At 39.9% G+C, this 24988-nt stretch carries 23 protein-coding genes; 12 read left to right on the top strand and 11 right to left on the bottom strand.

The features are described from left to right. Window positions 1-21: 21 nt before the first annotated feature. Both IZT61_RS00430 and IZT61_RS00425 read left to right on the top strand, forming a co-directional pair. On the top strand, window positions 22-483 hold the full coding sequence (locus tag IZT61_RS00430; protein WP_196099248.1) for a hypothetical protein: 462 nt from the start codon (window positions 22-24) through the stop codon (window positions 481-483). Further along, window positions 474-953, top strand: coding sequence for a hypothetical protein (locus IZT61_RS00425; RefSeq protein WP_196099247.1), 480 nt, complete (start codon window positions 474-476; stop codon window positions 951-953). Before IZT61_RS00430 ends, IZT61_RS00425 begins: the two co-directional genes overlap by 10 nt. Before the next feature lie 472 nt (window positions 954-1425). Here IZT61_RS00425 and IZT61_RS00420 read toward each other — a convergent pair whose 3' ends face one another. Together IZT61_RS00420 and IZT61_RS00415 are read right to left on the bottom strand one after the other, a co-directional pair. After that, window positions 1426-2697, bottom strand: coding sequence for a M16 family metallopeptidase (locus IZT61_RS00420; protein ID WP_196099246.1), 1272 nt, complete (start codon window positions 2695-2697; stop codon window positions 1426-1428). After that, entirely contained in the window at window positions 2690-3934 is a 1245-nt protein-coding gene (locus tag IZT61_RS00415; RefSeq protein ID WP_196099245.1) for a M16 family metallopeptidase, read from the bottom strand. Before IZT61_RS00415 ends, IZT61_RS00420 begins: the two co-directional genes overlap by 8 nt. Before the next feature lie 315 nt (window positions 3935-4249). On the opposite strand from IZT61_RS00415, the gene IZT61_RS00410 reads away from it, so the two are divergent. Beyond that, window positions 4250-5374 (top strand): CofH family radical SAM protein, encoded by a 1125-nt coding sequence (locus IZT61_RS00410; protein WP_196099244.1) that lies wholly within the window; start codon window positions 4250-4252, stop codon window positions 5372-5374. Between the two features lie 603 nt (window positions 5375-5977). Here IZT61_RS00410 and IZT61_RS00405 read toward each other — a convergent pair. After that, window positions 5978-6844 carry a ferritin-like domain-containing protein gene (locus IZT61_RS00405; RefSeq protein ID WP_196099243.1) on the bottom strand — a complete coding sequence of 289 codons (867 nt, stop codon included), beginning with the start codon at window positions 6842-6844 and terminating at the stop codon, window positions 5978-5980. A 19-nt stretch (window positions 6845-6863) separates the two neighbouring features. After that, window positions 6864-7592 (bottom strand): ferritin-like domain-containing protein, encoded by a 729-nt coding sequence (locus IZT61_RS00400; RefSeq protein ID WP_196099242.1) that lies wholly within the window; start codon window positions 7590-7592, stop codon window positions 6864-6866. 123 nt (window positions 7593-7715) lie between these two features. Here IZT61_RS00400 and IZT61_RS00395 point away from each other — a divergent pair, with 123 nt between their 5' ends. The 5 genes from IZT61_RS00395 (at window position 7716) to IZT61_RS00375 (ending at window position 13765) form a co-directional block, all read left to right on the top strand. Continuing rightward, window positions 7716-8498, top strand: coding sequence for a LytR/AlgR family response regulator transcription factor (locus IZT61_RS00395; RefSeq protein ID WP_196099241.1), 783 nt, complete (start codon window positions 7716-7718; stop codon window positions 8496-8498). Next, window positions 8488-11481, top strand: coding sequence for a sensor histidine kinase (locus IZT61_RS00390; protein WP_196099240.1), 2994 nt, complete (start codon window positions 8488-8490; stop codon window positions 11479-11481). Before IZT61_RS00395 ends, IZT61_RS00390 begins: the two co-directional genes overlap by 11 nt. Window positions 11482-11734: 253 nt before the next feature. Next, window positions 11735-12301 (top strand): SMC-Scp complex subunit ScpB, encoded by a 567-nt coding sequence (gene scpB, locus IZT61_RS00385; RefSeq protein ID WP_196099239.1) that lies wholly within the window; start codon window positions 11735-11737, stop codon window positions 12299-12301. Between the two features lie 87 nt (window positions 12302-12388). Then, entirely contained in the window at window positions 12389-12577 is a 189-nt protein-coding gene (locus IZT61_RS00380) for a hypothetical protein (RefSeq protein ID WP_196099238.1), read from the top strand. A 69-nt stretch (window positions 12578-12646) separates the two neighbouring features. Then, window positions 12647-13765, top strand: coding sequence for a GNAT family N-acetyltransferase (locus IZT61_RS00375; RefSeq protein WP_196099237.1), 1119 nt, complete (start codon window positions 12647-12649; stop codon window positions 13763-13765). A gap of 97 nt (window positions 13766-13862) precedes the next feature. Here IZT61_RS00375 and IZT61_RS00370 read toward each other — a convergent pair whose 3' ends face one another. The 7 genes from IZT61_RS00370 to mce form a co-directional block, all read right to left on the bottom strand. Further along, entirely contained in the window at window positions 13863-14183 is a 321-nt protein-coding gene (locus IZT61_RS00370) for a helix-turn-helix domain-containing protein (RefSeq protein ID WP_196099236.1), read from the bottom strand. An 85-nt stretch (window positions 14184-14268) separates the two neighbouring features. Then, window positions 14269-15621, bottom strand: a complete 1353-nt coding sequence (locus IZT61_RS00365) for a UDP-N-acetylmuramate--L-alanine ligase (protein WP_196099235.1) — start codon at window positions 15619-15621, stop codon at window positions 14269-14271. A gap of 118 nt (window positions 15622-15739) precedes the next feature. Continuing rightward, window positions 15740-16579, bottom strand: a complete 840-nt coding sequence (gene prmA / locus IZT61_RS00360; RefSeq protein WP_196099234.1) for a 50S ribosomal protein L11 methyltransferase — start codon at window positions 16577-16579, stop codon at window positions 15740-15742. 173 nt (window positions 16580-16752) lie between these two features. Continuing rightward, window positions 16753-17514, bottom strand: a complete 762-nt coding sequence (gene tpiA, locus IZT61_RS00355) for a triose-phosphate isomerase (protein WP_196099233.1) — start codon at window positions 17512-17514, stop codon at window positions 16753-16755. 140 nt (window positions 17515-17654) lie between these two features. Then, on the bottom strand, window positions 17655-18824 hold the full coding sequence (locus IZT61_RS00350; RefSeq protein WP_196099232.1) for a GlmU family protein: 1170 nt from the start codon (window positions 18822-18824) through the stop codon (window positions 17655-17657). A 69-nt stretch (window positions 18825-18893) separates the two neighbouring features. Beyond that, on the bottom strand, window positions 18894-19142 hold the full coding sequence (locus IZT61_RS00345; protein ID WP_010601831.1) for a type B 50S ribosomal protein L31: 249 nt from the start codon (window positions 19140-19142) through the stop codon (window positions 18894-18896). Window positions 19143-19737: 595 nt separating this feature from the next. Further along, window positions 19738-20145, bottom strand: coding sequence for a methylmalonyl-CoA epimerase (gene mce / locus IZT61_RS00340; RefSeq protein WP_196099231.1), 408 nt, complete (start codon window positions 20143-20145; stop codon window positions 19738-19740). Window positions 20146-20261: 116 nt separating this feature from the next. Here mce and IZT61_RS00335 point away from each other — a divergent pair, with 116 nt between their 5' ends. The 4 genes from IZT61_RS00335 to IZT61_RS00320 all read left to right on the top strand — a co-directional run bounded on the left by IZT61_RS00335 (window position 20262) and on the right by IZT61_RS00320 (window position 24466). Continuing rightward, the gene (locus tag IZT61_RS00335; RefSeq protein WP_196099230.1) at window positions 20262-21473 is read left to right on the top strand and encodes an IscS subfamily cysteine desulfurase; all 1212 of its coding nucleotides are present in this window, start codon (window positions 20262-20264) and stop codon (window positions 21471-21473) included. A 138-nt stretch (window positions 21474-21611) separates the two neighbouring features. After that, window positions 21612-22025 (top strand): Fe-S cluster assembly scaffold IscU, encoded by a 414-nt coding sequence (iscU, locus tag IZT61_RS00330; RefSeq protein ID WP_010602054.1) that lies wholly within the window; start codon window positions 21612-21614, stop codon window positions 22023-22025. A 93-nt stretch (window positions 22026-22118) separates the two neighbouring features. Then, the gene (locus tag IZT61_RS00325) at window positions 22119-22445 is read left to right on the top strand and encodes a HesB/IscA family protein (protein WP_196099229.1); all 327 of its coding nucleotides are present in this window, start codon (window positions 22119-22121) and stop codon (window positions 22443-22445) included. Window positions 22446-22552: 107 nt separating this feature from the next. Then, the gene (locus IZT61_RS00320) at window positions 22553-24466 is read left to right on the top strand and encodes an AMP-dependent synthetase/ligase (RefSeq protein WP_196099228.1); all 1914 of its coding nucleotides are present in this window, start codon (window positions 22553-22555) and stop codon (window positions 24464-24466) included. Window positions 24467-24988 lie beyond the last annotated feature (522 nt).

The following is a 24988-nucleotide window of genomic DNA, read 5'->3' as shown; positions in this document are numbered from 1 at the left end:
AATTAAAATAAATAATAAACTATGGCATTTTTAGACCACAATGGTGAAAGTGAATTTCCAATGTCGAAAGACAGAGTCTTCGAGGCAATGAGAAGAGCAATTCCTTCAATTAAGGGATTGAAAATTGAAAACGCAGATAAATTACAAGGTAGATTTGTAGTAAAAGCAGGGGTTAGTTTGTATAGTTGGGGTGAAAATATTCCAATTCAATTATCTGAAATTTCCGAGAACAGGACAAAAGTTCAAATTACTTCTTCACCAAAAACAGGAATCATGTTTGGAGGAGCATTCGATATGGGGAAAAACAGGAAAAATATTGAAAATATTCTTTCTAGCACTTCGCAAATATTGTCTTCTGAAAGTGAAATAAATACTTCCGAAATAAAACAAACAAATAATTATCAATCAACTATAACTTTAAATTCTACAGAAAAAACAATCCAAATTCTAATGCTTGGTACGAAAGAACTTGGTTGGTTGTAATTTTATGTATAATCTTTTTCCCGGTTGGACTTTACGCACTTTGGAAAAACTCATCAATTTCGAAAGGCTGGAAGATTGGAGTAACTGTAATTATTGCTTTGATTGTGATTGTAAATTTAGGCGGTAAAGATGAAACTTCTGCAACTTCAACTCAAACCCAAAATGTGATTGAAACTGAACAATCAAATACAACACAAACTGAAACGGTTGCTGATGGAGAACAAGATAAAGCCGATACAAAAAAAGAAGCAATAATTGAAAAATTAAAAGCAAAAGCAAAAAGAGATTGGCCGAATGATTTTACTACTCAAGAATTTTGGGTAAACGAACAAATTGATGCTTACGAATATATGCTTACTATTGAAAATAATTCAATAAAAGCAAAAGCACAACAAGATTGGCCTTTAGATTTTACCACTCAAAAATTTTGGTATAACGAACAGATTGAAGCACAAACCCGGATGCAATAAAAAAAGCTACAGCTAATAAGAGTTTTGGAAAAAAAGCAGGTTTAGTGCCAAGTTCAGCATCCTGAATTCTAATTAACATTTATGCATTAATAGGCAGAGTCGTCATTGCGAGACGGGATACGAGCGAGTCGAAGCAATCCTTCTAGTATAATTGTTTTACAGAAATTGCTTTACGCCATCACAAGCCCATTTCTTCTGTTAAATATAGAGTTACCAACTTTTTAAAGTTAGTAACTCTAATAACCTGAGTTCGATTATTATTTCCGCTGAAGGAGCAACCTTAAGCCCATTACCAAGCCACCACGTCATTCTAGCGCAGGCGGTCCCGATTATCGGGACTAAAGCGTTGTGATACCCCCTTTTGCATTAAGATCCCCAGTCAAGCTGACGATGACGACAGGTCACGTTTAATAGCAGATATAACCTAAAAAAGACGTTATTAATCGAACTCAGGTTAATAGTAACTCTCATCCTACTTCTTCCCGATTACCACCTCTACAAAATCGTCGGTAGTAAAATATTTATTCGCCAAAGCCTTAAGTTCGTCGGCGGTAATGGTTTTTACCTTTTCGATATAATTGGTGTAATAATCGTAGTCTAAACCCGCAAAATAAATGTTTTTAAATTTATCGGCATGCGAAAACACATTTTCGAGGCTGCCAAGCATCGACCCGAGCATGTAATTCCGTACCAAATCGAGCTCCTCATCCTCTACCAGTTCGTTTTTAAGGATGTCAATTTCCTTGTAAATTTCTGTTAAGGTATCGGCACAAACATCAGTACCCACTTCGGTAGCAATGAAAAAATAACCCGCATCATGCAATGATGAAATACCCGATCCGATGCCATAAGTATAGCCCTTATCTTCGCGGATATTATTCATTAATCGCGAACCAAAATAGCCGCCTAATACCGTATTCAAAATCTGCAAACCCGGAAAATCGGGATGTTTTCTGTTAACGGCAATTTTGCCCATTCTAACGGCCGACTGAATGGCTTCGGGCCTTTCGTTATAAATAACTTGTTTTTGGGTATCCGCAAAAGCGAACTTGTTTTTTACGGCATTTCCCTCACGCCAATCCTTACCAAATTGCTCATTTAAAAGCTCGAGACTTTCATCGTCAAACTTTCCCGAAACAATAATGGTGCAGTTGTTGGCGGTATAAGCCTCGTTAAAATATTCAATTAAATCGTCGCGTTTCAGGGCGTCGTAATGCCGCTCTTGAATGTCCACACCATAAGCAGTGTTCCCAAACAAGGCATTTGCAAACGCCTTCCTCGAAAGCACATCGTTCTTTTGTAGATTTACCTGCAGCTTTTGCTTCTGATTTTGAATGTAAATATCCAATTCGTATTGCGGAAACTGGCTATCAGACAAAATATCCTTTACAATAGGCAAAACGAAAGGCAAATGCTTATTTAACGTATAAAGCGTTACACTCGATTGATCTTGCAGGTATTCGGTCTGAAAAAATGCCCCGTAAAAATCAATCCTTTCGGCAATTTCCTTCGAGGATAATTTTCTGGTTCCGTTATTTAGCATCGAACTTACGGCAATGGCCTGTAAAGGCTTCTCTAAGTTCCAGTTTACGTTATTAAAAATAAATTCAATTCGCACTAAATCCTGTTCACGAGAGTAAATAGTGAAAACGGGAACGCCGTTAGACAGTTCGCGCTTCTGCGGATGAATAAAATTTATAGTCGATACCTGTTTAAAATCAGGCGCCAGTGTTCTGTTAAGCATTTTCTTCAGTTAAGTAATATAAGGTTGACGAGGCGTTTTTGTTAAAGGTTTCGTTCGAAATTCGTTGAATGTCATCGGGCGTTACTTTAAGAAACTCTTCCGTTTCCTGATTCAGTAAACTTGCATCGCCAAGCAGTTCGTAATAAGCAAGATTCATCGCTTTATCGAGCAGGTTCATTTCTGAGAACACCAAAACCGACTCCACTTTGTTTTTTACCTTTGTAAGCTCCAGCTCAGAAACCAATTCAGTCTTTAATTTATTCAATTCTTCCCAAATTGCTTTTTCGGCAGTTTCTACAGTGACGCCTTCAATTAATTTTCCCTCAACAATAAAAAGCCCGGGATCGAGACTGCTCGAAATGTAGGCATTAATATCGCTAAAAAGCTGTTGTTCTTTAAGCAATCGGTGATACAAACGCGATGATTGGCCTCGAGAAAGGATATCAGAAAGTAAATCGAACGCATAATAATCTTTGCTCAATCGCTCCGGCATTTTAAAGGCGATATAAATCGCGTTTAATGGCACATTTGCTTTAATTGTGGCCGTTCTGGCTTCTGTTTGTGGTTCCTCCTGAACCAGATTTCTCACATATTTATCACCGGCGGGGATTGGTGCAAACCATTTTTCGGCCAGTTTTTTCACCTCTTCCAACTTGACGTTTCCGCCAACTACCATTATTGCGTTTTGAGGCGTATAATGCTTTTTGAAAAATGCCTTTACATCATCCATCGTAGCGTTTTCGATATGCGAAAGTTCCTTACCAATGGTTGCCCAGCGGTATGGGTGCTTTTTGTAAGCTAAGGGCCTCAACTTTAGCCAAACATCGCCATAAGGCTGGTTCAGGTAGCGTTGCTTAAACTCTTCGCTCACTACATTGCGCTGCGTATCTAAGCTCTTTTCAGAAAAAGCCAGGCTCAACATCCGGTCGCTTTCCAGCCAAAATGCAGTTTCGATGTTTTCAGCAGGCAGCGTAATATAATAATTGGTAATGTCGTTACTCGTAAAAGCATTGTTTTCGCCTCCTACTCTTTGTAAGGGCTCATCGTAATTTGGAATATTTACAGAACCGCCAAACATTAAATGTTCGAACAGATGAGCAAAGCCTGTTTTTTCGGGGTCCTCATCGCGAGCACCCACATCATATAAAATATTTAAAACTGCCATTGGCGTTGTTGCATCTTCGTGCACCAGAACTTTTAATCCATTAGACAGTGTGAAACGTTTAAAATCTACCATAATAATTTTTAGAATCGTAAAGATATATAAAAAGGGATGAAGGTTGAAGGCGGACGGTTGAAGGTATGTCAAAAGATTAGTTTCGTTTAGTATCCAGCTAGAAGTATCAAGATTTGAGTATCACGTATCCGGAAGCTGAAAGAAGTAGAGATTGCTTAACGATGAAAATTTGCACAAGTCGGCACGCTCCTATCCAGTTTCGCTACGAGAGAAATACCCGGCATTTTGCTTTGGTCTTTCCGACTTCGGACTTTCCGACCTCGGACTGCGGACTTTCTGACTTTCAGACGACGGACTTTTGCCTATCTTTGCATTATGAATACAGCCGATTTACTACAACGGGCCTTACACTTCGACTTTTTAAGCCTCGAAGAAGGGGTGCATTTATATCATCATGCCGATACAGCATCGCTGATGTTTGTTGCCAACGAGTTGAGGAAAATTCAGGTTCCGAGTGGTAAAGTGACCTGGCAAATCGACAGGAACGTAAATACCACCAATGTATGTATCGCCAACTGTAAATTCTGCAATTTCTTCCGTCGCCCCGGCCACGATGAAAGTTACATTACCGATATTGAAACTTATAAGGTTAAAATTGAGGAAACGTTTCGCTTAGGGGGCGATCAGTTACTGCTGCAAGGCGGCCACCATCCCGATTTGGGCCTGGCTTTCTATGCCGATTTATTCAGGAAACTTAAAGAGCTTTATCCCGATTTAAAACTGCATGCGCTTGGTCCGCCAGAAATTGCCCACGTAGCGAAGTTAGAGGGCATTAGCCACACAGAAGTGCTGAGCACGTTAAAAGCCGCCGGAATGGACTCTTTGCCCGGCGCCGGTGCCGAAATTTTAAACGATCGCGTTCGCCGATTAATTTCTAAGGGAAAGTGTGGTGGCAAAGAATGGCTCGATGTTATGCGGGCATGTCATCAATTGGATATTACCACTTCGGCAACCATGATGTTCGGCCATGTTGAAACCATTGAAGAACGTTTTGAGCATTTGGTTTGGATCCGTGAGGTACAAAGCGAAAAGCCCGAAGGAGCAAACGGATTTTTGGCCTTTATTCCGTGGCCGTTTCAAGATGACGGAACACTGCTGAAGAGGCTTCGCGGCATCAGTAACAATGTAACCGCCGATGAATATATCAGAATGATTGCGCTGAGCAGGATTATGTTACCAAATATTAAAAATATTCAGGCAAGCTGGCTAACCGTTGGAAAAACCACCGCCCAGATTTGTCTGCATGCAGGTGCTAATGATTTCGGTTCGATAATGATCGAAGAAAACGTAGTTTCTGCCGCAGGCGCACCACATCGTTTTACCGCCAATGGCATTCAACAATCGATAAGGGCCGCAGGATTTGAACCGCAGCTTCGCGGACAAAAGTATAACTACAGAGACCTGCCAGAACATTTAGAAGAGCAGGTAATTACTTATTAAATTGAATGAGTGAGTGATTCAATGAGTGAATGATTCAATGAGTGAATGTGCCGCACTAGATTAAACAAACAAGCTTCCGTTATACGCGGGGGCTTTTTTTTTGCCTTAAAAGTAAAATTCGATGCTAACAACGGGGCCTGTGCTTTGTTGAAGCTAATATTGCATAGCCTGGGAATTCTTCCCCGAAGCATCGGGACACGCGTTGGACTACCACTGACGTTTCTTTTTATTTAACTGATACATATACTTAACCTATATGCTAGCCAAATAATGAAACACCAACTCTGAACGGTCGTCATTCCCAATTTAATTGGGAATCCTAAAGCGAAAGAAAGGCGGTCTTAACTTAGCATTAATCCCGTACGTACGGGACCGCCTGCGCGGGAAAGACGGCAAGAATAATAAACGTCACTCATATTGAATTTAGCCCAAAAATTAACCCTCAGGATGACAGCAAATTGAAATTGACTGGTGTTTTTATGCCACTCGATCCTCAAAATCCTTCAATCCTGAACATCCTGCCACAAAAAAAGGGAAGCAGAACTAAGTTCTACCTCCCTACCTTAAACTAAACATTACCTAATCACTAATTCGGGTAATTTTTTATGTTAACTTCTTACCAGCTTTGATAAACAAGTTGGCAATAGTTTTAACGGCCGATCCGGTCAAAAATTCATCAAACGATTCTGCAGCTGCAGTTTGCGTTACCGCTGTTCCGTTAATTCCTGTAATTTGGATATTATTCGGTCCTTGGGTTGTAGTTTGTTCACCTGCATAAACCGCATCAACAGCGCTAACACCAGTATCGTTTCCATTTGCTGTATAAGCAATCCACGGTTTTAACGATCCTGCGCCTGTAACGTTGGCAGCAACCATCTGACGAATGTGTGAAGCATGGCGAGCCTCAACCGAGTGAATTTGCAATGCCGTTGTTAACACTGCGTTACCTTTTAAAATTGGCGCCTGACCTTTATAAGCCCTAACACCAGTATCTTCAAAAGCTAAAGCAACTTTTAAAAATGTTTGATAGTTTGTATTAACATCGCCGAATCCGCCATTTGCTGTAAAATCAAAGTCAGCATACACGTAACCATCAGCACCAGTAATATTTAAAGCACCTTTTAGCAAATCTACGTGCGCACGTTCGTGGTTACGGATGGTTGTAATTGCAGCTCTAGGCGCACCATCAGGAATATAAGTAGCATTGGCAAGTGTTAATGCATGATTATAATAGTTCCACTCCAGGTATTCTAATGCCAATGCGAAGTTCAAAACATCAGTTACCGAACTTGGATTGCTTTGTCCGTATGCTTTTTGGAACATTGAGCCCATCGCTAATGGCAATGCTGCCAACGAGATTTTTTTACCAATATTGTAAAAATCTCTCATGGCCTTACGTCTCGGGTTTAATCTTTCATAGATCTCACCATCAACTTTTTCTATTTCGTCTAATATATTTAGGATATTCATGATTGTTGAGTTTTAAAGATTAAAGGTTAATTACGTTAATTTTAGTTTTGATGTATTTTCCAGCGATGCCTAAAACTTTATCAGGAGTAAGTGCTGCATCCAAACCACCGGCATTATTTGCACCAAGCGGGGCAAGTGAATTTAAATCTGCGAATGATCCGTTAGAAATAATATCTCTGATATAAGCAGCATGGCGTGCCTCAACCGAAACAATTTTGCCTGCTAAAACCAGGTAATCAGTTGTTTTAATGCGTACACCTGCACCGTTATATGCTGCAACACCTAAATCTTCAAAAGCCATCGCTGCTGCTAAAACGCTACTTCCACTGGTAAAATCAATCGAAGAAAAATCAACCTCTAAACTTCCAATAGCCGCTGTGCTCAATGCGTTTTTAAAGAACTCTCTGTGCGCAATTTCGTGGAATTGAATATCCTGAAAATAAGCTTTCTGAGCCGTAGTAAAAGACGATGGTGGTGCAGAGGCAACTTTTACGTAAAACGCAGCTTCCAATTGTTCCAACGCGTACGCATAATTCAACACACCGAAATCATCTTTAAAATCAAGCGTTGCGCCTGCCGACATATCCATGTCTGTAAAGTTGCGGTCTTTTCTACAACCTGCGGCAACCAAGGCCAGAGCTGCTGCACTTGCACCGGCATACTGCAGAAATGATCTCCTGCCCACAGTGCTGTTTAATAAACTTTCGTCTTGAAGTTTACTTTTTGTTTCTAGTTCATTGTTTTTCATAGTAACTATGTTTAGTGTTTTAGTATTCGTTTGATGATACATACGTGACAATTTCGATAACGGTTTTTTTGCATTGCATTTTTTTTTATGGGGCTATTTTAATACATTCACCAACCTATTGCCATGAATGTATTAAAAGCCATTATTGTTGATGATGAGGAGTTTGCCAGATCTTCCTTGTTTTTTTTGCTGCAGCAGAACTGCCCCGAAGTAGAAATTACCGGCATAGCACGATCTGTAGCCGAAGCAAGAGATATACTAAGCCATCACCCCATCGATCTGATTTTTCTGGACATAGCCATGCCCGGCGGTAATGGTTTCGATTTAATACCCGATGCACAAAAACACAAAGCCGCCGTTATTTTTACAACCGCTTACGATCAGTATGCCTTAAAGGCCATTAAGGCGAATGCATTAGATTATCTGTTAAAGCCCATTGATATTGATGAATTAAAAACCGCCGTTGAAAAAGTAGCCCAACACATTAAGCTTTTCCAAAATCAGAATGAAATCGATGAAAGGATTAATAACCTTGCAAGCAGTTTGAGCGGAAGATCGGAGATTAAAAAACTCACACTTCCCTACGGACAGGGCTTTAAAATGGTCGATGTTGATGACATTATCTATATTGAGGCCGATAGTAACTATTCTGTTGTACACTTTAGCAATAAAGAAAAGATTACTGTTTCAAAAGTGCTCAGAGAATTTGAAGAATTGCTCCCTACAGATCAGTTTGTAAGGATTCATAAGTCGAGCATCATTAATTTGAATCATTTGAAAGAGTATAACTCAAAAAATGGCCTTCAGGTTTTCCTGAAGAACGGCGAAAGCATCAATATCTCGCGAAGAAGAGCAAGTGATTTTTTTGAGAAGATAAAGTTATTTACAAAGGCAGGTGATCACTAACCCGAAAAGATTAATCGAAAAATGCTTACTCGAAGCGGGCATAAAGAAGATTCTTTTCCTCTTTATTTCGGCAATAACACTTTTTGTCAGCCCCCGATTGGCCACTGCGCAAACCACGTACCTACCCCACTACACATCTAAAAACGGCTTGGCAAGCAATAACTGCTATTATATTTTACAAGATAGAAAGGGGTTTATCTGGATTTCTACTGATAACGGAATAAGCAGGTTCGACGGAACAAATTTCCAGAATTTTACCATCGAAGACGGCCTGCCCGACACCCAGATTCTTCGCATGAAAGAAGACAGAGCAGGCAGAATCTGGTTTTTTGCTTTAAATGGTCAGTTGAGCTATCTGCAAGACGGTAAATTTTATAATCAGGAGAATAGCGAGCTTTTAAAAAAACTAAGTTTCAATACCGTTATTGTTTCGTTTCTGATGGATAAATCAGGGAGAATTTGGCTCGGAACTAACTCCAATCTAATCGTATCATGGGATGGCCGCACAATTAGAAAATATGTATCACCAAATCCGAACGACAAATTTATTAATGCCTTTATTCACGAAGATGAACAAGGCAACATTTATGCCTACAGCGATTTAAGTGTTCAAAAATTCGACGGAAAAACGTTTTCCATCATCAAATCAAAGGTTCAGCCGGTTTCTTTTATGGCAGCAGATAACCATGTCGATAAGTCGATGATATACCTTGATAATGGCGGCTTAAAACGGTTTAAAAACGGAAACATTCAGGATTTGATATCCGTACCGCCAAATTTGATCAAGAATATGTCGGGCTATTTCTATTACGACACAACAACGAAAGAGGTTTGGCTGGCCAATGCCAACGGTGCCTTTGCGTTGAACAAAAGTGGAAAAACGGTTCAATATTTACAAGACATCTCCGTTAATCAGGTAATTAAAGACAATCGACAAAATATGTGGTTTGCCACAAACGTTGGAATTTTTATGCTCCCGAATGTGAACAACCGGCTGTCTATTATTGATGCCGAATCGGGCCTCAGCAGCAATGTCATTAAAAGCATTACCAAAGATGGAAAAAACCGACTGTGGCTCGGTACAGATGACGCTGTTATTGATGTGTTGACGATTAACAATTATGAAGTTGAGGAGGTTGGGCTCGACGATTTTAAAAAGTACAAAACCGTTAAGCAGATCACTTTCGACCCAAAAAACCAGTCGATATACTTTTCATCTGATTATGGGATGGGCGTATTCAAAAACATCTACAAATCGACAAATGAGGTAGAATATTTAAAAGAGTCGAACGATTTCATGTTCGTAATCAAGCATTTCAGCCTCGGCCAAAACAACAACAACCTGGCGCTTGCCCTCTCATCTGGCGTAGTTTTTCTTTCTGATAGATTAGACAATTTCGGATTTAATTCGCTCAAATACCGCGAGAAAGAAGACTTTTTTAAAGATCGCTCCTACCATGTTTTTTACGATCGTTCGGGCGATTTGTGGTTTTCAAACATCTACGGGCTTTCTCAGCTCCGCAATGGAAAACTGATCAAACATTTCGAAAAACATCCCTTGCTAACTAAGCGCATTAACGATATACAGCAGCTGGCCGACGGCACCTTAATTCTGGCGACTGACGGTTATGGATTGATTTTTTATAAGGACAATAAAATTGTTAGGCAAATTACCCAAAAAGACGGCCTCACAAATAACATTTGCACCAAGCTTTTTTTAAAAAACAGCGAAATTTGGGTGCTGACGAACAAGGGTGTGAACAAGATTCCCGATTATCCAAAGGATTTAAGCGTAGCCAATTTCGATTATGGTAAAGATTTGCTAGGCGATGATATCAACAGTTTGTTTATTGATGATAGCACCGCTTACTTTGCCACCAATAAGGGGCTTATTTTGTTCAAGTACAATAACAAAAATATCAGCCGGAATTTGCCTAAAGTATATGTTACTTCAATTATAAAAGATAACGAGCGGCTGCCGATCAATAGAAGCAATTTCACCTTCGAAACAGGCAACAATACCATTCTTTTCACTTTTAGTGCTGTGGATTTTACCACCAGCGACATTACTTACCGCTACCGCTTAAACGAAAATTTGGCATGGCTGGAAACGAGAACCCGCCGGCTCGATTTTTCGTCGCTGCAAGCCGGCGATTACGTGTTTGAAGTGAGTGCCAAAAGCCAGAATGGAATTTGGGGACCATCGGCAAAAATCTCATTCGTTATTAAAAAGCATTTCTGGCAAAGCCTGTGGTTTTTATCCATTTTAATATTGCTGGTGGCCTATATTTTTTACAAGGTTGCCGTAAACATTACCCGCAAGCAAAAAGATAAAGAACAAGCTCAGCTATTGGTTAAAAACAAGGTTTTAATGCTCGAGCAACAAGCGCTGCAGGCCATGATGAACCCTCATTTTGTGTTCAACGTAATGAACTCTATCCAGCATTACATCAACACGCAAAACACCGCTTCCGCTAACCGGGTGCTAACGGGTTTTGCACGGTTGATTAGAAAGAATCTCGAGATTTGTACAAAAAGCTACATCTCATTAGAGGAAGAAATCGAATACCTCAACCTGTATTTAAAACTAGAGAAAAATCGGTTCGGAGACAAGCTAAAGTACGTTTTCCATATCGATGAGGGCATTGATAGAGAAGAAACCATGATCCCATCTATGCTATTGCAGCCCTATGTAGAAAATGCAATTTGGCACGGCATTATGCCAAAAGAAACTGGTGGTGAAATCCAGATTGGCATTAAATTGCAGGGTGAATTTTACCTGAACATCGAAATTATTGATGACGGCATCGGGATTGAAAACTCGTTGAAAGATAAAAAGGACACGCATATCAGTAAGGGAATGCAACTCACTAAGGAAAGGTTAAACCTACTGGGCCAAATTGGAGCAAAACCCATACACTTAAGTGTACAGCAAAATGCCACAAGCGGTACAACCGTATCTATTTCTATACCGTTAAGATAGCTTTTTTACCGTTTACTCAATTATTAATACCACTCACTAAATAGAACTCGCATCGCAGCCCGTTTAGCCTTAAACTTGTCTTAGAAATAAACGATAGTGTTTATCAAAAACGTTCTTATAGAATTGATATAGATATTTAATAACCTAACCTAAAGCTATATCTTAATTCAGGTTTCATTTGTGTGTTGAAAGCGGTCTTGTTTTTTAAAAAGCGAGACCGCTTTTTTTATGCCCAGAAATTTTATTTTTGTAAATGCCGCAGCCAAACCTTACCCAACATATTGAAGCGCTAATATTTTCATCTGTTCAAAGTATAAGCGTGCAGGAAATTATCTTGGCACTAAATGCCGTATTTGAAGAGGAGTTTATCGAGACACAGGTTTTTGAAAGCCTCGACGAAATAAAAGCTAAATATAACGACGAAAATTTTGCGCTCGAATTGGTATACTTAAATAACGGCTATCAGTTTTTAACCAAGAAAGATTACCATGAAACCGTAAATCAACTGCAGCTGCATCGATCTAAAAAGAAGTTGAGCCAGGCCGCTATGGAAACCCTCGCTATTATTGCCTATCGCCAGCCGATAACCAAGCTTGAGATTGAGCAAATCAGAGGTGTCAATTCCGATTACTCCGTACAGCGGTTGCTCGAGAAAGAACTCATCAGCATAGATGGAAAAGCCGAAACACCTGGGCGCCCGATTCTTTACAGCACCAGCACGCTTTTTATGGATTATTTTGGTTTAAACAACCTAAATCAACTTCCACAGTTGAAAGATATTGCCAGGGAAGAAAATACAGTCGGCGAAAACAATGACTAGAATAATTATTTAATTTGCTTTCAGGTTGTTATTAAAAAAAGTTTTTTTGTACTTTTAAACTATCAAAGCAATTTTTATTTTTGTCTTATGAAAGCGCCAAAGAAACTCCCTACTAAGCCAACTACCAAAAAACAGGTAGACGAAGATGATGATTTTGAAGATGACGACATTCAACCCACAAAGAAGCCCCAAGATGAGGATGAAGATGATTTTGACATGCCGTTAGACGACCTGGACAATTTTGAAAACTTTGACGATGACGACGACGATTTTTAATCACTAAAAAATATATTTGAAAAAGCATCCCTCCGCTTGGTAGGATGCTTTTTAATTTAAAACCTATCCATGCAAATTATACCCGTAACTAGTGCTTCACTAAAAAAAGATTTTTTAACGGTTCCAAAACACCTGTACAAAAACGATAAAAATTGGATTTGCCCGTTAGATACGGAAGTAGAAAATGTGTTCGAGCCGGCAAAAAACGACTTCTTTAAGCACGGGAAGTGTACGAGATGGATTTTGAAAGACGGTTCGGGAAAGCTTATTGGTCGCGTTGCTGCCTTTATAAATGAGAAAAAGGCATACAATTACGAGCAGCCAACTGGCGGCATGGGTTTTTTTGAATGCATTGACGATGAAAAATCGGCATTTTTGCTGTTCGATACAGCTAAGGCTTGGCTGGCTGAAAACGGCATGAAAGCGATGGACGGGCCCATTAACTTTGGAGAGAACGATTCTTTTTGGGGATTATTGGTTGAGGGTTTTACGCCGCCATCGTTCGGGATGAACTATAATTTTCCGTACTACAAAAAGTTTTTCGATGCCTACGGCTTCACAACCGAGTATGAGCAGCTTACCAATCACATCAACTTAACCATTCCCTTTCCTGAGCGCTTTACCAAAATTGCCAACTGGGTACGCAATAAACCGGGTTATACATTTGAGTATTTTAACAAGGCAAATGCAGAAAAGTACATCGACGATTTGATGGAAATTTACAACGATGGTTGGCAAGACTTTGAAAACTTTGTGCCTATTAAAAAGGAAACATTAGAAGCGAGCTTTAAGAGTATGGAGCCAATTATGGACGAGCACTTAATTCAATTTGCTTACTTTAATGGCGAACCGGCATCGTTTGTAGTGCTAATTCCTGACGCCAACCAAATGATTAAGGGTTTTGACGGAAAACTTGGATTGCTGGAAAAACTTAAGTTTGCTTATCGCCGCTGGGTTGGCGTAACCCGTATGCGGGCCATTGTAATGGGCACAAAACCAAAATTTCAGAAACACGGTCTCGAATCCGTGCTATTTATTAGGTTGGGCGAATATGTTTTACCGAAAAATCAATATAAAGAACTGGAATTAAGCTGGGTTGGCGATTTTAACGAACAAATGCTAGCGATACATAAAGCTACAGGCGCTACTTTTGGCAAAAAGCACTTAACCATGAGGAAGATCTTTTAATCGGCTATTCGTCATTCGGTTTTGTTGTCATTCTGAGCGCAGCGAAGAATCTCTAAGCGACGAAGCGACGAACCCGCGTTTACGAATAGGCTCATTTCTACATGCCCAACTTATCGTAAAGATCAATAACCTTTTTGCGGAGTTTATTGATCTCTTCATCTTTTTCGATCAGCGCTTTCTTCAAAGCTAAAACGTCATCAGCAGCGCTAGCTTCTACCTCTTCGGCAGATAACAGCTGCATTACCGGAACCTTGAAGGTTTTTGCAATTTGCAATAAACGAGAAACATTTAAATCTGTTTGTCCGGTTTCGATTTTACAGAATGCCGGAGTAGAAATTTGCAGCATTTTTGCAGCATCGGCCTGACTCAAACCGAGCCCTATCCTACTCTGCTTTATACGATCGCCTATGCTTTTCATTTTTTTGGGATTTGAGATGTTAGACATGAGAATTTGAGAACAAGCCGTTTCTCATATCTCACGTCTCTAATCTCCTGTCTCACATCTATTTTTCTAATGCCGCAGCCAATTGAGGCAAATCAAAACCAGCATAATTACCTGAACTCATCATCAACAAATTGGTATCTTTATAATTTAAACTCAGTAGATAGGCTTTTAATTGCTCTGCCTGGTTAAAAAACTTAAGCTTCGGATTGGCAAAAGCCAACTGAACATCTTCTTCGGAGAATGGCTCCATACGTTTTTGTTCAAAGCTTTTTAAATCAATGAAAACAATCGCCTCGTCGGCCTTATCCATTGCGCCAGTATATTCTTTTAAGAAATCTTTGTTCAAGCTACTAAACGTGTGCAATTCGATGCAAGCCACCAACTTTCGGTTAACAAACTGTGCTTTAACCGCATCAATTGTTGCCTTTAATTTAGAGGGTGAGTGCGCAAAATCCTTATAAACATTTGTCGATTCGTTGGCAGAAATTACCTCCAAACGTTTGGCAGCACCCGTAAAAGAAGCAATAGCGCTATCAAAGTCCTTTTGATCGATACCCAATTGCCCGCAAACCAATTTTGCCGCATTCAGGTTCATCAGATTATGATCGCCAAAGATTTTCAAAGGCGTTTTTTCGGGGAGTAAATAGGTAATTCCGTTTTCGATAGTATGCTCCGGAATTTCATAGCCGATCTTTTTAACTTCCGCAGTCGAACCATCTACAATTTCCGTTAAGTCACGGTCTGCCTCGCAGTAAATCAAGGTTCCACCCGCTTCAATCGTGTGGATAAACTTATCAAATTGAGCAATATAATCTGCATAGGTAGGAAACACGTTGATATGATCCCAGGCAATGCCACTTATTACAGCAACGTTGGCCTTGTAAAGATGAAATTTAGGTCTCCTGTCAATCGGCGACGATAAGTACTCATCGCCTTCGATAATGATTACAGGCGCCTCTTCTGTAACCCTCACCATAGTTTCGAAGCCTGCTAACTGCGCACCCACAAGGTAATCGAAATCACGTTTGTAAAAGTTCAGCACATGCAAAATCATGCTGGTAATGGTAGTTTTACCATGACTGCCTCCTATTACAACCCTGAGCTTGCTTTTGCTTTGTTCGTAAATGTACTCTGGATAAGAATAGATTCTGATGCCCAATTCCTGAGCTTTCAGCAGTTCTGGATTGTCGATCCTCGCATGCATCCCTAAAATGATCGCATCAATATCGCCAGAAATGCGGCCTTCATCCCATCCCATTTCGTTCGGAAGCAAGCCGTATTTAGCTAACCGGGATTTTGCGGGCTCGAAAATCACGTCGTCCGATCCTGTAACCTGATAGCCTTTTTTATGTAACGCAATGGCTAAGTTGTGCATGGCACTTCCGCCAATCGCTATAAAATGTATTCGCATTTATTTTAATGAGTGAATTGTTGAGTGAGAGAATGTTTGGATGAGAAAATTATTAAATGATAAAATGTTTGATGAAAGAATAGCGTTGCATACAACTCACTCATTCACGACTCTTTCATTATTTTTTCTCAAACTGTGCCGCAACCCAATCGCCATTTTGTTTATTATCGAGGTATTTGATGTTATATTTAGCACATTCGGCGGTAATCATGGCCAAATCCGGCTCTAAATAAAATCCACTAAAAAAGATTTTGCCATCAGTTTTTAAAACCTCCGCATAGCGGTGAATCTGATCGAGCAGAATGTTCCTGTTAATGTTGGCGAAAATTACATCGTATTTGCTGTCGGGAATGACTTCCTTACTGCCGCAAAGTGCTTCCAGATTATCTACATTGTTCAATGCGGCGTTTTCAATGGTACTTTCATAACAAACCTCGTCGTAATCGATAGCCGTTAAACTCTTGGCGCCCAACTTTGAAGCAAGAATAGCTAAAATTGCCGTTCCGCAGCCCATATCCAAAACATCTTTGTCTTTTAAATCCGCAGCCAGAATATATTGCATCATCATCGTTGTTGTTTGATGGTGCCCTGTACCGAAAGCCATTTTCGGGTCGATCACAATTTCGTACGGATATGATGGCTGTGGCTGATGAAAGGTAGCCCTAACGTAGCAAACATCATCAATAACCAACGGACTGAAATTCTTTTCCCATTCGGCGTTCCAGTTTTCATCGGCAACATCTTCCAAATGATAGGTTGTTGCAAATTCATCTTCATGGCTGGCCAGCAGTTCTTTTAACCGCTGTTCGTCTAAATTTTCTTTAATTACGAAAGCGGTAAAACCTTTTTCGCTATCTTCAAATGTATCAAAGCCCAAATCAGCAAGATCACTGATCAGTAGATCTTGCTGATAATCTTCAATATGCTCGAATTTAAATATTGCCCTTGTGTATTGCATTATTCCTTTTCGTATAAATTTAGTAGCGTTTATTCAATTCAATGATTGGATTATGTATTTCTCACCAAAAATCAGAAGATCGATGTCAGGCTGAGCGGAGTCGAAGCCCACTTTAACGACCTTTCGACTACGCTCAAGGTGACAAACGAGATAAAATCTACGATCGATATAAACTAGCTATTTAATGCCTTAATAATATCAGTAAAATCGCGAGATTTTAACGATGCACCTCCAATTAAACCGCCGTCTATATCCTTTTGTGCAAACAAGCTCGCTGCATTGCCCGGATTGCAACTTCCGCCATATAAAATAGTCGTATCATCAGCAACATTGAAACCATAATTAGCCTCAATTTCACTCCGGATGAATGCATGAATATCTTGCGCCTGATCAGGAGAAGCAGTTAAACCGGTACCAATTGCCCAAACCGGCTCATAAGCAATAACAACCTTTCTGAAATCTTCTTCAGTTAAGCTAAAAATACCGTTGATCAACTGCTTTTTCAACACCTCATAATAGCTACCGTTGTTACGTTCATCCAGCGTTTCGCCAATACAAAAAATAGGTTTTAAATCGTTGGCCAAAGCCATTTTGGTTTTTGCAGCTAATAATTCGTCGCTTTCGGCTTGGTATTGTCTGCGCTCAGAATGGCCTAAGATTACATATTCTACACCAACAGATTTCACCATTTTTGCAGAAACTTCGCCCGTATAAGCACCGTTTTCTTTATCATGAATATTTTGAGCGCCGATTTTAACATCGTTTCCGCCCAATTTTGCCAAACTATTTAAATGAATGAAAGGGGCGCAGATAATAGCCAATTGATCGCCTTTGCGCTCATCTTTAACCATATTTACAATCTCACTGAACAACGAAACACCTTCGTTGTAATCCAGGTTCATTTTCCAGTTTCCGGCAACAATTTTTTTTCTCATATTTTATTAGTTTATAGTATTAAGTATCGAGTATTCAGTATCAAGACATTGCTAATGCCTTATTCATTAATTCATTCTCTTAGAACACGCTTTATGCCTCTTTATCTTCCAACTTTCGAACCTCAGACTTTCGGCCTTTTCTAGAATCTCCTAAACTCCCGGGTCAATTCGAAAACGCTGGTAAGCAGTTCCTTTTCAACATCATCGAACGGTAAATCCCGTCTGGCGTAAACCTTTTCGGCGGTTTCGAACATTTTGGCCAAACTGTATACTTCAAAACCATGTACACCACCCCAGGCAAAATCGGGGATAAAGTTTCGCGGAAAGCCGGCACCAAAAATATTGGCACTAACGCCCGCAACGGTACCCGTATTAAACATTGTATTAATTGCGCATTTAGCATGATCGGCCATAATCAACCCACAAAATTGCAGTCCTGTTTTCCTAAAACTTTGTTGTTTATACTCCCACAACTTTACTTCGCCGTAATTATTTTTTAAGTTAGAGTTATTGCTATCAGCGCCAATGTTGCACCATTGTCCGATTACCGAATTCCCCAGGTAACCTTCGTGTCCTTTTGATGAGTAACCCCAAATTACGGCATTGTTAATTTCGCCACCTACCCTACTGCATGGCCCGATAGTGGTATTGGGATAAATTTTGGCCCCCATTTTAACCGAGGAGTCTTCGCACAAGGCAAAGCTTCCCCTGATGATGCTGCCCTCCCAAACCTGGCTGTTCTTGCCTAAGTAAATTGGCCCTTGTTTGCTATTAAAAATGGCACAATCTGCAGTCGCCCCTTCTTCTATGAAGATGTTATCGCCCAAAAAAGTGTTAGTAGAACTTAAGCTTGCCGAGCTTCTTCCCTTGGTTATGAGGGCAAAATCTCTTTTTATTTCCGTCCCATTATGTGTAAAAATATCTTCGGGATAAGTAATTCGAGTAAACGCCTGTGTATAAATTATTTTTTTAAAATCGCCGTAAAGCAACTTATCGGGCGTAGTATCGTACTTATGAGCCAAAAGCAAGGTATCGGTAACCAGTACTTCATCCTGTTTTAGTTTATCAATCGCCTCCAACAGCGCTTCGTCGGGGCAAACCGATCCGTTAATAAAAACGGTTGCCGCGGTTTTTTCGGGATATTTTTTTAAAAGATGCTCTTGAGTTTTGAAGCCAAATTCGGCATTTAAATGCCTGGCCCATTTTTCTGCTATGGTTAAAATGCCAACACGCAAATCGCCAACTGGCCGTGTAAAGGTAAGCGGACGAAGGGAATTCCAGCTAGAATCATCAAATAGATTGATTGTCATAAGCAACAAAAATAAAAAAAGTCCCGATGCTTTGGGCAAAGGGACTTTAAAAAAGTTCTTAACGCTTGATTATTTCTTAGCGTAACGGTTTTTAAATTTATCGATACGACCTGCAGTATCAACCAATTTCATTTTACCAGTATAAAAAGGGTGTGAAGTATGAGAAATCTCCAATTTATAAAGAGGGTACTCATTACCATCTTCCCATTTAATAGTTTCTTTAGTATCAACGCAAGATTTTGTTAAAAAAGCATATTCGTTAGACATATCTTTAAAAACAACTGGTCTGTAGCTTGATGGGTGCAAATCTTTTTTCATTTGAATATTATTTTTAGTTATCTGTGTGAAAACATCAAGAACATTTTTGCAATTTGCTGGCAACAACGCTTATGACACTTTCTATTTGTCTTTTCTATCTCTAGTTTTAGAGGATGCAAATGTATTAATTTATTTTAAAACAATCAACACTTTCAATAAATATTTAATTCAGGGGATGTTTGCTTTAAAAAGATGGAAGAACAGCCCATTAAATACCAAAATCTTATCTTTTAATTATTATTATGATCTAACTAAACATTCGCCGTTGGCTGAAGCCGAGCGGCAATGAGAATTTAATTGAATAACCTCTTGCTTTGTGCCGTTGGCTGAAGCCGAACGGCAATGAGATACAAATAACCTCAAGGATTGGACTAGCTATTCTTGCTGCCGGTTTAGTATGCCATTTGCCGTCGTTTTAAACCGACGGAGCCTTATATTTAAGCAGGGGCTTTAGCCCAAAAGATTGCTCCGTAGCCCGCAATGATGAGACGGCTATGCTTTTCGCTTTATTCTTTATTCTTTGGCTTTTCAGCTTCAGCATTTTAGCTTTTGCACTAAAACTCCAGACTTGCGGACTCACGACTTCGGACTCGCCTTAAACCCACTTAATTTCCTGACAAAGCTCTATCAAAACGCCATTGGCATCTTTCGGGTGAACGAAGCAAACCATCTTGTTATCGGCACCTTTTTTGGGCGTGTCGTTCAGCAACGTAAATCCGTTGGCTTTCAAGCGTTCCATTTCCTCTAAAATGTTATCTACGGCGAAAGCAATGTGATGAATCCCCTCACCTTTTCGCTCCAAAAACCTGGCAATTGAACTGTCATCAGATGTTGCCTCCAAGAGCTCAATTTTATTTTCGCCCGTTTTAAAAAATGCCGTGTTCACTTGTTCTGAGGCCACAATTTCGGTTTTATAACACGAGGCGTTTAACAAAAGTTCGTACAGCGGAACCGACTTACCGAGGTTTTTTACGGCAATACCAACATGTTCTATCTTATTCATCGTTTAAACGGTTTGTTGAATGTAAAAATGCAGCTTTTCTTTATAACCTCATAGGCAATATCTATAATTGTTAGGAAACTTTTTTTGTATCTTTGTGATATAATTAACAGAATAAGATGAAACAGCCGATATATTTAGACAATAACGCAACAACACCTCTCGACCCTAGGGTGTTGGAAGCGATGCTACCGTACTTTACCGAGAAATTTGGAAATGCCGCAAGTCGTAACCATGCTTTTGGTTGGGTTGCAGAAGAGGGTGTGGATTATGCTCGTGAGCAAGTGGCCAAATTGATCGGCTGTACTGAAAAAGAAATTATTTTTACTTCGGGTGCAACTGAGGCCGATAACCTGGCCATTAAAGGGGTATTCGAAATGTACAAAGAAAAAGGTAACCACATTATTACTGCGGTTACTGAACATAAAGCCGTTTTAGATACTTGCAAGCACCTCGAGAAAAATGGCGCACGCGTTACCTATTTAGGCGTTAAAGAAGATGGATTAATCGACCTAGCAGAATTAGAAGCAGCGATGACTCCTGAAACCATTTTGGTTTCTATTATGTATGGCAACAACGAAATTGGTGTTATTCAGCCTGTAAAAGAAATTTCTGCTATTGCACACAGACATGGTGCTTTATTTATGACAGATGCTACGCAGGCCGTGGGTAAAATCCCGGTTGATGTAAATGCTGATGGAATTGATTTGATGGCCTTTTCGGCACATAAAATGTATGGCCCAAAAGGCGTTGGTGCACTTTATGTGCGCAGAAAAAACCCACGCGTTAAAGTAACTTCTCAAATGGATGGCGGTGGCCACGAACGTGGAATGCGTTCTGGTACATTAAACGTTCCGGGTATTGTTGGCTTGGGTAAAGCCTGCGAGCTTTGCCGCTTGGAAATGGATAGCGAAGCACAACGTTTATCTGCCCTTCGCGATCGTTTAGAGTCGACGCTAAACCAAATGGAAGAAAGCTATGTTAATGGTAATACACAACATCGTTTACCGCACGTGGCAAACATTTCGTTTAAATATGTTGAGGGTGAAGGTTTAATGATGGCAATGAGCGATTTGGCTGTTTCTTCCGGTTCGGCGTGTACATCGGCTTCTTTAGAGCCGTCGTACGTATTAAAAAGCCTGGGCTTATCTGATGATTTGGCACATTCGTCAATTCGTTATGGCCTCGGAAGATTTACCACTGAAGAAGATATTGATCACGCAATTGAAATTACACAAAAAGCGGTTAATCACTTAAGAGAACTTTCTCCACTTTGGGAAATGTTTAAAGAAGGTATCGACTTGAGTAAAATTGAGTGGGCTGAACACTAAATAAGGCAAAAGGCTTTAAGGTTTAAGGTGGAGGGTAAAACCCAGCGCTAATTACCAAGAGCAGAAATATTAATTACATTGTTTTACTACTCCCTCCCTACCGGGGAGGGTTGGGGTGGGGCTAAAAAAACATAAGACATGGCATATTCAGAAAAAGTAATTGACCATTACAATAACCCACGCAACGTGGGCACATTGAACAAAGACAGTAAATTTGTTGGCACAGGATTAGTTGGTGCACCAGAGTGTGGCGACGTAATGCGCTTACAGATTGAAGTTAGCGAAGATAACGTAATTACCGACGCTAAATTTAAAACATTTGGTTGCGGATCTGCAATTGCATCATCTTCGTTAGCTACGGAATGGTTAAAAGGAAAAACGATTGACGAGGCGTTATCTATCGACAATATGGATATTGTTGAAGAATTGGCTTTGCCACCGGTAAAAATTCACTGCTCGGTGTTGGCAGAAGATGCAATTAAATCGGCTATTAACGATTACCGCGTTAAAAATGGCTTAGAAGCAATTGTGTTAGAAAAATCGCACCATTAAAATAGATGTGAGAACATAGATATGAGAGGTGAGATCATAATGGTTCTCATAAACGTCTCAAATCTGATTTCTCAAATCTCAAATCTAATTATTATGATTACAATAACTGATAAAGCAAAAGACAAAATTGATCACCTGATGCAGGATTCTGAAATGGGTGCTGATTACTTTTTACGTGTTTCGGTAAAAGGTGGAGGTTGCTCTGGGTTATCTTACAACCTCGATTTCGATAACGAAGAAAAAGTTGGCGATCAGTTTTTCGAAGATAAAGGGATTAAAATCGCTTTAGACATGAAATCGTTTCTTTATTTAGCCGGCACAGAGCTAGACTTTACAGATGGCTTAAACGGTAAAGGTTTTAACTTTGTAAACCCTAATGCAAGCCGTACCTGCGGTTGTGGAGAAAGTTTTTCAGTTTAACATCAATAAAAATTAAGTTTAAAGGCCCCGAAAAATTCGGGGCCTTTTGCGTTTTTAAACCAAAAAGACTTATAATTGTTAATTATAATCAATACCAAATAGAGCAAATGCCATTAATTAACGAATTTTCTACTATTCCCACACTATTAAGGAATGTTGTAAAGAACATTCATAAGCCTGAGGAAACGTTTTTAATTGATAAACAAGGCTCCGAGTGGGCTGAAATCTCGTACGAAGACACCTTAAAACGGGCAGATGCAGTTTCTGCTTTCTTCTTAGAAAAAGGAATAAAAAAAGGCGATCGTTTAGGGTTAATGATAGAGAATTCGCCCGAGTATGTTTACTATGATCAGGGCATACAGCAAATTGGTGCAATTAATGTTTCAATATACCCTACCCTTTCCGAACACGAAGTTTCTTACATAATCAACGATTCCGGCATAAAGGCCATATTGGTTGGAAATAATTTCCTCTACAGAAAAGTACTAAAGGTAGCCGCAAGTTGCAGAGAATTAAAATATATTATTCCGGCCTTTAAAGATTTTGAGAAAGTAGCCGTACCCGCCGATGTAAATGTGGAGCTGATTGCATTTTCTGATATCCTGGCCTTGAAACATCAGGTTACGGCAGCCGAACGAGCCGAAATTGATCAATGCAGAAGTTTGGTGTTGCCTGACGATGTTTCGTCGCTGATTTATACCTCTGGAACTACCGGAACGCCGAAGGGTGTGATGCTTACCCACTATAATTTTGTTAAAAATGTTGAAGTGTGCCTGCAGCAAATTCCGGTGATTGACCAAACAGAAACTTTTTTGTCGTTTTTACCGCTCTCGCATGTGTTTGAGCGTACCGCAACCTACCATGTATGCTGTGCCCAGGGTTGTAAAATTGCTTTTGCCCAAAGTTTAGAGTTATTGGCAAAAAACATGGGCGAAGTGCGTCCAACCGTGATGAGTTGCGTGCCACGATTACTAGAGCGCATACACGATAAGGCCATAAAATCTGGAACTGCCGGTGGCGGAGCAAAAGCCAAAATTTTTACATGGGCTTTAACTACCGGAAATAAATATCGTGTTGCTCGGGAATCGGGAGAAAACCCGGGCCTGATTTTAACCGCTAAAAAGGCAATTGCAGAGAAGTTGGTGTTTAGCAAAATCAAAGAGAAAACTGGTGGCAGATTAAAGTTTATGATTTCGGGCGGAGCTGCGCTACCCAAAAACGTCGGTGAATTCTTTGGCGACCTCGGCATTAAAATACTCGAGGGATTTGGCCTCACAGAAACGTCGCCCGTAATGTCCGTAACAGAATACCACAGGCAGGTTTATGGAACGGTTGGCCGTATAATTCCCGGCATTGAAGTGGGTATTCAAGATGTAGATACAAAAGAAATGATCAACATTCAAACGCATAACACCTTTGATGAGGACTTTGAATGTGCGGAGGGTGAAATTATTGTTCGTGGCCACTGTGTAATGAAAGGCTACTTTAACAAGCCCGCCGAAACTGCTGAGGCAATTGATAAAGACATGTGGTTTCATACGGGAGATATTGGACGCTTTTACAAGGGAAATCTGCAAATTACCGACCGGTTGAAAAATATGATCGTAAATGCGTATGGTAAAAACGTTTATCCTACGCCTGTAGAGAACATTTATTTAAAAAGCCCGAAAATAGATCAGTTGTTTTTGATCGGCGATAAACGTGAATTTATCACGGCGATTATTATCCCCAACAAAGAAACACTGGAAGAAACCTTTAAGCTTAAGGCCGCCTTTTTTGAAGAGCATGACCCCTTTATCCGCGATAAGGAAATTACCGACTGGATGGAGCAGGACATTAAAAAGATATCTAATGAGCTAGCGAAGTTTGAGCGCATTAAGAACTTTAAAATTAAACGAAATCCATTCAATATCAACGAAGGTGAGATTACGCCTACCTTGAAAGTGAAGCGTCGTGTAGTTGAGAAGAAATACGCTGAAGCCATCAATGAGATGTATGAAGAAAATGTAGAGGCAGAGTAGATTAGCTTTTAGTTGAGATTGTAAGTATGTTAGGAATGTACGACCAAAATCTAAACTTCAATTCTCGCTATAAATTTAAGGGCTATAATTTGGTTCACACTTACAGGCTTAGCCGTGGGCTTGCGCTTGCTGACGCGGTGATTGCCGCAACTGCTATACAAACGGAGCTTCAACTTTCACCTATAACATAAAAGATTTTAAATTTATCTCAAAACTGGGGCTATATCAGCCGTAATATGGAGCTACCACACGTTTCCTTCTCGGTTTGGACTAACTATAATTATTTGCTAATTTGTTTGGCATTTTCTTCGGACTTCAGACTTCAGACTTCAGACTTCAGACTTCGGACTTCGGACTCCACACTCCACACTCCACACTCCACACCTCACTTCAGCATCTTGTAAATTTTCGATCCGGAAAAACACTGATTATAAATAGAAGGGAAATTTTAAGCGTTTAAGATAAACCCATTGATCATTTGGTTGCTTGAAACTTAAATATACGAAAATTAACGAATTGATT

Source organism: Pedobacter endophyticus (assembly GCF_015679185.1).
GTDB lineage: Bacteria > Bacteroidota > Bacteroidia > Sphingobacteriales > Sphingobacteriaceae > Pedobacter > Pedobacter endophyticus.
The sequence above is the reverse complement of the archived record's forward strand: the minus strand, read 5'-3'. Positions and strand labels throughout refer to the sequence as shown.